The 11,433-nt window shown below is 30.4% G+C and carries 9 protein-coding genes; 2 read left to right on the forward strand and 7 right to left on the reverse strand.

The annotated features are described in order from the left end of the window. Positions 1-27: 27 nt before the first annotated feature. Both rnhB and ylqF read right to left on the reverse strand, forming a co-directional pair. Positions 28-795, reverse strand: coding sequence for a ribonuclease HII (rnhB, locus tag Q4528_RS07265; RefSeq protein WP_017638389.1), 768 nt, complete (start codon positions 793-795; stop codon positions 28-30). Further along, entirely contained in the window at positions 788-1,663 is an 876-nt protein-coding gene (gene ylqF, locus Q4528_RS07270) for a ribosome biogenesis GTPase YlqF (RefSeq protein ID WP_029055448.1), read from the reverse strand. Before ylqF ends, rnhB begins: the two co-directional genes overlap by 8 nt. A 261-nt stretch (positions 1,664-1,924) precedes the next feature. Here ylqF and Q4528_RS07275 point away from each other — a divergent pair, with 261 nt between their 5' ends. Continuing rightward, a complete protein-coding gene (locus Q4528_RS07275) occupies positions 1,925-4,525 on the forward strand; it encodes a YfhO family protein (RefSeq protein WP_046466608.1) in 2,601 nt (866 codons plus the stop codon). Beyond that, entirely contained in the window at positions 4,518-7,127 is a 2,610-nt protein-coding gene (locus Q4528_RS07280; protein WP_046466607.1) for a YfhO family protein, read from the forward strand. Before Q4528_RS07275 ends, Q4528_RS07280 begins: the two co-directional genes overlap by 8 nt. Before the next feature lie 200 nt (positions 7,128-7,327). Here the strand turns inward: Q4528_RS07280 and rplS are convergent, their stop codons facing one another. From rplS to ffh, 5 genes are all read right to left on the reverse strand, one after another. Beyond that, on the reverse strand, positions 7,328-7,678 hold the full coding sequence (gene rplS, locus Q4528_RS07285; RefSeq protein ID WP_017637117.1) for a 50S ribosomal protein L19: 351 nt from the start codon (positions 7,676-7,678) through the stop codon (positions 7,328-7,330). A 105-nt stretch (positions 7,679-7,783) separates the two neighbouring features. Then, positions 7,784-8,521, reverse strand: coding sequence for a tRNA (guanosine(37)-N1)-methyltransferase TrmD (trmD, locus tag Q4528_RS07290; RefSeq protein WP_017637118.1), 738 nt, complete (start codon positions 8,519-8,521; stop codon positions 7,784-7,786). Continuing rightward, a complete protein-coding gene (gene rimM, locus Q4528_RS07295) occupies positions 8,521-9,024 on the reverse strand; it encodes a ribosome maturation factor RimM (RefSeq protein WP_017637119.1) in 504 nt (167 codons plus the stop codon). Before rimM ends, trmD begins: the two co-directional genes overlap by 1 nt. Positions 9,025-9,190: 166 nt before the next feature. Continuing rightward, complete coding sequence (gene rpsP, locus Q4528_RS07300) at positions 9,191-9,466, reverse strand: 30S ribosomal protein S16 (RefSeq protein ID WP_017637120.1); 276 nt, start codon at positions 9,464-9,466, stop codon at positions 9,191-9,193. 598 nt (positions 9,467-10,064) lie between these two features. Further along, entirely contained in the window at positions 10,065-11,432 is a 1,368-nt protein-coding gene (ffh, locus tag Q4528_RS07305) for a signal recognition particle protein (protein WP_029055452.1), read from the reverse strand. Between the last annotated feature and the right edge of the window lies 1 nt (position 11,433).

The raw sequence follows: 11,433 nt of genomic DNA on the forward strand, positions 1-11,433 counted from the left end.
TTTGCAATTAATTTAAAATTCAAACTATTATTTGATTGATTTAATAGGTTCAAACGTTTTTCGATGTTCTTTTATAACGCCATATTCTTCTATACCCTTAAGGTGTTCTTTAGTACCATAACCAACGTTATTTTCAAATCCATATCCTGGAAATTGCTCAGCTAATTCTTTCATATAGTTATCTCGATGTTCTTTAGCCATAATACTTGCTGCTGCAATTGATACACTTTTAGCATCACCTTTAATAATAGACGTCTGGTTAATTTCGTTATCTAATTTCATCGCATCAATTAATAAATGTGTGGGTTTTAATTTTAAATTGTCTATTGCGCGTTGCATGGCGATTTGTGTCGCTTTATATATATTGAATTGATCAATTTCTTCTGCTGTTGCAACACCATAAGCGTATTCAGTAACACCATCTATTAATTGTTGGTTTAATTTTGCTCTATTTTTAGCAGATACCTTTTTAGAGTCATTAAGGCCTAGATAATTATGGTCATTATTCAAAATCACTGCACAAGCTACAACTGGTCCAGCAAGTGGACCCCTTCCCACTTCATCGATGCCACAAATAACTTCGTCGGCATTATTTGCTAACAATTCATTTTCATAGAAAGTCATCTCATGATATTGTTCTATGAGTTGTAATTCTTTTTCTAATTGCTTTTTACGACTAGCAATTGCTTGCTGTACACCTTTTCGATTATCCAAATTAGCTTCATGTTGTTCTAGTTCTTCAATCGTATCAATTTGTTCAAGCAACTGCTTCATTTCTTTAATCGTTTTAGACATGTTCAATGTCACTCTTCATTTCTTTAAATATATCAAAGCAATATGTGCCGATTTTAGCATTTCTAATTTCATAAATAATTAACTCAATAACCGCTTCATAATCCACTTCATTACCCTTTTGTAATAAACCTCTTCGACGCCCAATTGCATCAAACCACTCTAATATTTCTGCATCTTCATCCACTTCAATATTGTAATGTGATTTTAAACCAACTAAATCTTTTTTAATCATAAATTGAAGTCCATAAATAGCTACTTCATCTAAGTGAACGATGCTATCTTTAATTGCACCAGTTAGACTTAGTTTCTTCCCTACTTCTTCATCTTCGAATTTTGGCCATAAAATTCCGGGTGTATCTAATAATTGTAACGAGTTTCCTACTTTAATCCATTGTTGTTGTTTCGTAACTCCAGGTTTATTACCAGTTTGAGCAATGCTTCGGTTCGCTAGTTTATTAATTAGCGTTGACTTACCTACATTAGGAATACCAACTATCATGGCACGTATTGCTCTAGGTCTTAATCCTTTTGCTTTTTCTCGATCGAACTTTTCTTTCGTCGCTTGTATTGCTGCTTTTTCAACATCTTTTAAATTTTTACCATGTTTAGCGTCGACAGCTACTGGATAGTAACCTTTATTTTCAAAGAATTGTTCCCATTTTTCCAATTCCTTTAAGTTAGTCATGTCTTTTTTATTTAAAATAACTACTCTTGGTTTTTGTTTTATTACTTCATCAATCATTGGGTTTCTTGAACTATAAGGAATACGTGCATCTACAAGTTCAAATACAACGTCTACTTTCTTTAATTGTTCGCTTACTTCCCTTTTAGCTTTGGCCATGTGGCCAGGATACCATTGTATTGTCATTGTCATCACCTTTCATCAATACTTTTCATCTTTTACATTGTATAAATTATACTCTAACATCTTCTCATAAACTAGGTTTAGTTTAACATGCGAACTATAATAACTTGTTTTTAAATATTTTAGCGATTCTATACTTTAAGATTCTGTAAAATAGTTTAAATTAAAGTATAAATACTTTTCATCGTCATTACTATCCCCTACAATTTGGGAATAGTCATAAAAAATTATAATCAAGATAAATATATGGAGTAGGAGTCAGTCATGAAAAAATTTCTCAAATACTCACTTATTTTCTTCTTTCTATCATTAATTGGTCATAGTTATGTTATTTATAAATTCTATCATGACGGCATACTATTTACTGGCCCTAATGATGGTATGGAACAAATGGTACCTATCCAGATGTACTTATTTAATCAATGGAGTCATGGTAATTGGTTTTATTCATCTGACTTTGGAATAGGTGGAGATTTCTTTACAGATTTAAGTTATTACTTTTCAACCAATATTATATTCATTATCAATGTTTTAGTAATTATGCTATTAAAGCTATTCATACATATTGATACTACACAATTATTATTTTGGATGAACAATGCGCTTATCGTTTCAATTTTCAAAGCAAGTTTAGCGCTTTATTGTACATATTTATATGCAAAGCACTTAACAAAAAATCACATCATTAGCTTGTTAATGGCATTTTTATTTGTAATTTCACCTTTGTATTTCAGATTTACAGTATACTGGCCGTTTTTCAGTGATGTGTTTATTTGGTTGCCATTATTGTTATATTCGATTGAACGATTTTTTAAAACTAAAAAAATAGGTTTATTCATAACATCAATGACATTGATATTAATTAATAATTTTTACTTTGCTTATTACTTACTCATTATCGGTGCAGGATATATTATCATTCGAATCTTGTTTAAACATGACAATGATAAAGTTTCACGTAAACAGGCATTTTTGATTTTCATCCTCAGTGAGATTTTATCTTTAGGGAATAGCTTATTTATTTTCTATCATAGTGTGCAAGGTTATTTAGGTAATCGACGTATTCCATTTACAGGAAAAGTGCCTCGTTTTGAACATCTAGATGCAAATACAAATTTATTTTTTGATAATTATCTTATTGTCATTTTATTTATTACGATTCAAGCTATTTTATCCTTTAAATTATATAAACATTTTTATTATCGTTTATTTGCTATTCTAACTTTTGTATTTATTTTATTTAATTTTGTACCGTTTATAGACCAGTTATTTAATGGATTCTCTGCCCCACAAAAAAGATGGCATTTTATCATTGCATTTAATTCAGCTATGTTAATAGGACTTTATGTTAAATATTTTAAAACTGTAAAAATTAAATCTTATCTTCTAACAAATATTATTGCGCAAAGCGTCATATTTATAAGTGCCTTCGCCTATCATACTTATGTTGCTTGGATGATATTTGTACCTATAGTTTCTCTTATAGGATTGTTGATTTTAGTACTCAATGATAAAACAAGCCGTATTAAATTATCATATTTATATATTGTTGCTATAGCTTTATTAAATATCATGGTGTCATTTGTATTTATTAAAAATCAAATTTATTTTGAAGATCATAAGGATAGAGCTAATACGTTCTACTTAAATTCAAATATGTATAGTTCAGATTTACAAAGATCACTAGTTAATCAAATGAAATCATCTAAACGTGAGGATGAGCGTATCGATTGGAGAGTTAATGAGCAAGATAATACACCTATGTATCAAAATTTCAAAGGATTGAGCCTATATTCAAGCATTTTTCATCATAATATTCTAGATGATTATTATGATGATTTAAAAATTAACTTAGCAGAGGAATCATTAAGTAGGTATCAATCTACAAATGGTAGACAAAATATAGCTAGTCTTTTCTCAATTCGTTATCTCATGTTGAAAGAATATCAAGATAATGTCCCAAGTTACTTTAAAAAGGTTAAAAAAGCAGGTCAATATTCAATTTATGAAAACACACTAAATCTGCCTTCAGTTAAAGTTACAGATAACGTTTTTAATGAAAAGTCTTTAAAAACACCAATTGACCGTGAACATGCCATGTTAGATGGTGTTGTTTTAAATAAAAAAGGACAAAACTATCATAAAAAAGCAGATAATTTACTAAACAGAGTGAAAATTTCAAGCGACAATATTTCTAAATTAAAGCATCATAATATTAAAGTTACTCAAAATACAGGACATATTAAACTTCATATCCCTAAAAAATTAAGAACTCAATATACTGATTTTTACTTAACGATGAAGATCAAAAGAGGTGTTCCAGATAGCAATTATACGGTCAACGTAAATCAATATAATAACAATCGTCTATATAACGATTCTGTATACCGCACAGGTGTAGATACCCAATTATACCGTGCTCAACCAGATAAAAATGGCGATATCACGATTCAATTATCTCCTAAAGGTACATTTAACTTACAATTATTAAACCTAAATGGTGAAAATTATGATACGCTCAAAAAAGCAAAGCAACATGCAAATTTTAAAATGAATTATCAGGACATTAAAAATGGTGTGAAAGTCAATTTAGATCAGCATAATAAAGGTATTGCGACCATCAATATTCCTTATAGAAAAGGTATGAAAGCTTTCGTAGATGGTGAAAAAACAGAAGTCTATAAAGCTAATGGCATGATGACAGGAGTTCCAGTAAATAAAAATGACAAAACGATCATCATTAAATATCAACCACCTTTATGGAATACAATGATTTTTATATCAATAATTAGTATGATTGTAAGTTTGATATTTATTAAATATTTAAAATCTATAAAGAGAAAGAAGAGAAAGCATAATGTATAAAAAGATCACTTCCAATCCTTATTCATTTCTATTATTAATTATCATTGCAAGTGCTATTTTATCACTATGCATTTATCTCCCTTTCATTTATCTTTTTATTACTAAAGGAACAGTGTTTAGTGGTAATGGAGATGGATTCAGACAAATGATGCCATTTCAAATGTATTTATATGAACATTTCTCTACTTTCAAAGGATTCTATGATGAATCCTTTGGTTTAGGTGGAGATTATGTAAAAGGACTTGCCTATTATTATTCAATGTCACCTCTTATGTGGATTAACTTTGGTTGGATTTGGATTTTAGAAAAAATAGGATTAGCGCACCCACACGATATCAATTTTTGGCCTGCAAACCAATTAATAATGGCGTATGTTAGAACCGTTCTTACATTTATTTGTACATTTTATTTCTTTAGATATTTAAAATTCAAACCTACTTCAGTCATCTTAGCTACAATAATGTATTGTATTTCTACAGTTGTTATCTACTACAATTTTACATGGTCTTTTTATGGTAATTTATTAATTCTATTACCACTTTCTTTACTCTCTATGGAACGTTTCTTTAGAGAAAAGAAAATTGGACTTTTTATATTTGCCATTGGTTTGACCCTTTTTATGAATTTTTACTTTAGTTATTATCAAGCAATCGTATTAGGATTTTATTTTATTTATAGAATAATCATGACGCATCCAAAAGATATTGTGACTAGATGGCAAAAATTCTATATGCTTCTAATTGCTGTAATATTAAGTGTATTAAGCAGTATATTTGGATTGTTTACAGGACTTTCTTCATTTTTTAACAATGATAGAGCACAGAATTCTAAATTTGAAATCACTTTATTGACAGATCTTACAAACAGTAATTTTAATATTTTTGCAGATGGATTTTATATAACGATTACTTTTATAACAATTATTGCTTTATTTTCATTCAAATTATATCGTCATTATTATTTTAGATTATTTGCCATAGTGACATGGATATTATTGATTGGCTCATTATCACAATACTTTGATAGTGCATTTAATGGTTTTTCAATGCCCCAAAGACGTTGGGTTTATGCATTAACGTTATCTTCTAGCGCATTAGTTGCATTATTAATACAGCATATTAGTGAATTATCACTTAAAAAATACTTAATAGTTGCAATACCTATTAGTTTATATGGAATCATTTACTTTTTGGAAGCAAGTCATACTATTTATTGGATTCCGGTATCAATCATACTTATTGTCGTATTAGGTTTCATCATTAAAAAACCTATGCTTGCTAATCAATGGTGGCTCCAACTTTTATTAATATTACTCATTTTTCTACAACAATTAGCGATCGAACATGTGACTTTTAAGAAGACAATTGAGCCTTATCAATCAACGATGAAGGATATCAATGATCCTAGCTATAGAGGTCATACTTTAAACGATAAAATAAAACAAATCAAACAATCACAGTCCAATCCATTGTCTAGAATCGATTACATGTCTTTTTACGGATTAAATTCACCATTCATTTATCACTATAATGGGATTTCTTTCTACTCAAGCATTTTTGATGGAGACATTTTAAAATATTATGATAAGACAATGCAAATCAATATGCCAGTAGATAAAAATAGTACTTATCGTTATCTAGGCAATCGTGCAAACTTAATGGCATTATGGGGTGTAGAAGATCGACTTAGACATCCTAACGATTTAAATATGCCTTATGGATTTAAAAAGAAAGCGTTAATTAACGACAGCGATGATCAATGGATTCATTCACATAATATGATGCATTATCCAGCTGCACATATTACAAATAAAATATATGATGCTAAAGATTTAAAATCTCCTTTAGATCAAGAACAAGCTATGCTTCAAGGTGTTGTATTTAATCAGAAAGACGATAAATCGAACGCGTCTTTCAGTTCAAATCCAAATCTGTTATCACATACTAAACGTACATTAGTTAATGCTAAACGACTTGATAATAATCATATTGAAGTTACTAAAAATAATGGAGGCATTCATCTTCAATTACCTCAATTCATTTCTAAACAATATAAAGATTTATACGTTGAAATGGATGTTGAATTATTATCACCAGATAAAAAACATACAGTAGGTGTAAATGATTACAGTCAAAACCGTAATGAGCTCACTTATAAATATCGTCGATTCGTAAGCCCAGTCACAATGCGTATTAAATCATCAGATGATTTAAATATAAAATTATCTAAAGGCAAATACCGTATTAAAGTTAAAGGTATATATGGCGAAAATTATCAAATATTAAAACAAAGTACGCAACAATTAAAGCATGTGCATATTGATAAACAACGAAATGGTTATACAATTAAAAAAGATAAAAATGACAGTGGTTATTTAGTTATGCCTATACCTTATGCTAAAGGAATGAAGGCATCTATTGATGGTCATACAGAAAAAGTTGAAAAAGCAAATGGTATCATGACAGCTATTCCTGTTAAAAAAGGACAAGAAACGATTAAACTAACTTATACACCACCTCATTTTTACTTATTAATCATTATTTCAATTATTGGTATCATAGGCAGTATAATATTCACTAAAAAATTAAATAAAAGTAATTAAAAAAGTGTGAGTCTTATCAAATGTTTAAGTTGATAGGACTCACACTTTCTGTATAGATTTTTAATAACATTAAAGGATTTGTATTCACAAACGAATATATACCCATTCATACAAAAAGCCACTAAGCTATCATATTAAGATAACTTAATGGCTTTTCTAAAGTATAGTCTTCATACGTAACTACGTTATTAGTATGCTGATTAACGAATTTCTTGGATTCTAGCAGCTTTACCACGTAAATGACGTAAGTAGTATAATTTAGCACGACGTACTTTACCGCGACGTTTAACTTCGATTTTTTCGATTTTTGGAGTGTGTAATGGGAATGTACGTTCCACACCTACACCTGAAGAAATTTTACGAACTGTGAAAGTTTCTGAAATTCCTCCACCACGGCGTTTGATTACAACACCTTCGAATACTTGGATACGTTCACGTGAACCTTCAATGATACGAACGTGTACACGTAAAGTGTCACCAGGACGGAATGAAGGTAAATCTGTACGTAATTGTGATTTAGTTACTGCTTCGATTAACTTATGATTACTCATTATAAATTCTCTCCTTCAACCTATGTTCTTGCCTAGACAAATGTATAGCAGCGGATCATAGTGATTTTTAGTGCTTTTTCACACTTAAATTATGTTAGCACAACGTTAGTCGTTTTTCAATTGGTTTTTATATGTTTGTATGATTTTTTTATCTTTATCAGTCAAATCATATTGTTTTAATAAATCTGGTCGTTTATTTAATGTACGAATAATTTTCTGTTCATGACGCCACTCATCAATATGTGCGTGATTACCTGATAATAACACATCTGGTACTTTTAAACCTTTAAATTCTCGTGGTCTTGTATATTGTGGAAATTCTAATAAACCATCTGAGAATGAATCATCTTGATGTGATTGTTCATTACCTAATACACCAGGAATGAGTCTAACAATGGCATCTGTCATCGTCATTGCAGGTAATTCCCCACCTGTTAATACATAATCACCCATAGATATTTCATCAGTGACTAAATGTTCCCTAATACGTTCATCATAGCCTTCATAGTGGCCACAGATAAACACAACGTGCTCTGCTTCACTTAATTCTTGTGCAATTGCTTGGCTAAATGGACGTCCTTGAGGACACATTAAAATAACTCGAGTATTATCTGTTCTGTTTAAGTCTTCCATTGCATTAAACACTGGCTCAGGCTTTAAGACCATACCTTGTCCACCACCAAAGGGATAATCATCAACTTGATTGTGTTTATTGATAGAATAGTCTCTAAAATTAATAGTATTCACTTCAATAATATTTTTGTCTTGAGCTCTTTTTAGTATCGAATGGTTAAGCACGCCATCAAACATCTCTGGAAAAAGTGTTAAATAATCAATTTTCATTAATCTAACAATCCTTCCATTGGCGTGATAATCACTTTTTTACCTTCAACATCTACTTCTTTAACTACATCTGCAATATAAGGAATTAAATATTCTTTATCTCCTTTTACAACCCAGACATCGTTAGCTCCAGTTTCAAAAATACTTGTAATTCTACCAATAGGTTGTTCATTATCATCAAAGACAGTACAACCTATAATATCAGAATAATAAAATTCATTTTCTTCTAATTCTATTTCTTCATGGTCTCTTTCTTGGTAAAGCGTAGCACCTTTTAAATATTCGATATCATTGATATTATCAATGCCTTCAAATTTCAACATATGAAATCCTTTATGTACACGATATGATGTTATAGTTAAATCTTTTTCAGTTTGATTTAATTTAGCTGTTAACACTTCTCCTGGTTGAAAACGAGTATCTGTAAAATCAGAATTAGATTTTACTTTCACTTCTCCTTTAATTCCATGAGTATTAACGATTTGTCCTACTTCTACTTCCATTAATACTAACCTCCTTATATTGCAAGTTTATTTCATAATATCACTTTACCATTGATTAAAGTTATTAGTTATTGATTTGTTATAAGTAAGACATTGATATAAATAAAAAAGGCACCAAATAATGGCGCCCTAACTAAATTTATAGATTAGTCAATAATGACTAGAATTATTTAGTGTGTTTTTGGTCATCAAATTTTTTCAAAATACCTTCTCTTGATAAGATATTGTGAACTGTATCTGTTGGTTTAGCACCGTCTTTTAACCATTTTAATGCTAATTCTTCGTCAATTTTCACTTCTGGAGCATTAACGTGTGCTGGGTTGTAAGTACCGATTTGTTCGATGATACGACCATCACGTGGTGAACGTGCATCTGCAACTACGATACGATAGAATGGGTTTCTTTTAGAACCTAAACGAGTTAAACGAATTTTAACTGCCATTATAAAACTCTCCTTTGAACATTTCAATTTTTATTTTCTACAAGAATAAATAATAACAGGTATATAAAACTTTGTAAAGACATTTTTCTTTACCAAATCTAAATTCATGAAATGAATTGTAGATTTGGTTATGCATTAGCTTTAGCTAAGGCGTTCCTCTTCGTTACTTTTTTCTGAAAGAAAATTAGTGTTGGTTATGGGAGTGGGACAGTTAAAGTTTAATTTACAAGGGACATCAATAAACAAAATCATGTGTATTAAACAGCTTACTAAATTTTAAATAATTACAACTTTAACGTCGTCCCACCCCGGCAAGGTTGACTAGTATAGAAAAAAGCTTAAAAAGCGCATTTTCTATACAGACAACTACTGCCAATATAAGATTTTATCCCTTTATATCAATATATTTCAAACATATCTGTTCTAAATTCATGAAATGAATTGTCATAAATAGGTTCCTAATCGTACATACGATTAGGTTAGTCATACTATTTCGTTTCACAAAAAATATGACTTTATATGCATTAGCTTCAGCTAAGGCGTTCCTAATACATAAAAAAATTCCAACAGACTGAAATCTGTTGGAATATATAAAATATTAGAAAGGTAAATTCATGCCTTTTAGCATATTTTGCATTTGATTTCGTTTTGCTTTTTTACCTTTACCGCCACCAGTAAATTGTTTCATCATTTTCTTCATGTCGTTAAATTGTTTCATTAAACGATTCACTTCTTGTAATGAACGTCCTGAACCTTTAGCGATACGCTTTTTACGTGATACATTTAACATTGCTGGATTTTCTCTTTCACTAGGTGTCATTGATTGGATAATCGCTTTAATATGGTCGATTTGTTTATCGCTCATATTAAGTTGATCCAATCCTTTCATCTTATTCATACCTGGAATCATTTTCATTATGTCATCCAATGGTCCAAGATTTTTAACTTGATCAAGTTGCTCTAAGAAGTCATCCAATGTAAATGATGAATCTCGCATTTTTTTCTCTAAATCTTTAGCTTTTGTTTCATCAACATCTTGTTGTGCTTTCTCAATTAAGCTTAGTACATCACCCATACCTAAAATACGAGATGCCATACGTTCTGGATGGAATAGTTCTAAACCATCTAATTTTTCACTCATACCTACAAATTTAATTGGTTTTTGAGTAACAGAACGAATTGATAACGCAGCACCACCACGAGTGTCACCATCTAACTTAGTTAATGTTACACCCGTTACATCTAATTGGTCATCAAATGATTGAGCTACATTAACAGCATCTTGACCAGTCATAGCGTCAACAACCAACATAATTTCATTAGGTTTCGCTATTTCTTTAACTTCTTGAAGTTCATTCATCAATGCTTCATCGATGTGTAAACGACCTGCCGTATCAATAATAACAAAATCTAAATGTTCTTCTTTAGCGTGTGCCAATGCATTTTGAACAATTTGTTGAGGTTTAACTTGGTCACCTTCACTATAAACAGGTACATCCAATTGTTTACCTACTGTTTGTAATTGGTCAATGGCAGCTGGTCTGTAAATATCTCCAGCAACTAACATTGGTTTTTTATTATATTTTTTACGCATTAAAAGCGCTAATTTACCAGCAGTTGTTGTTTTACCTGCACCTTGTAAACCTACCATCATGACAACAGTTGGTGGTTTATTAGCCATTTTGATAGATGAATTTTCGCCACCCATTAAATTAGTCAATTCATCTTGAACAATTTTAATGACTTGTTGTCCAGGTGTTAATGACTGCATTACATCTGAACCTAAAGCACGTTCTGAAACAGTTTTGACGAAATCTTTAACAACTTTAAAGTTAACGTCGGCTTCTAATAATGCAAGACGCACTTCTCGCATCATTGCTTTAATATCCGCTTCGGTAACTTTACCTTTACCACGCATTCTTTGCATTGATGCTTGTAAGCGATCCGACAATCCTTCAAATGCCATA

Source organism: Staphylococcus pasteuri, from assembly GCF_030547725.1.
Taxonomy (GTDB): Bacteria; Bacillota; Bacilli; order Staphylococcales; family Staphylococcaceae; genus Staphylococcus; species Staphylococcus pasteuri.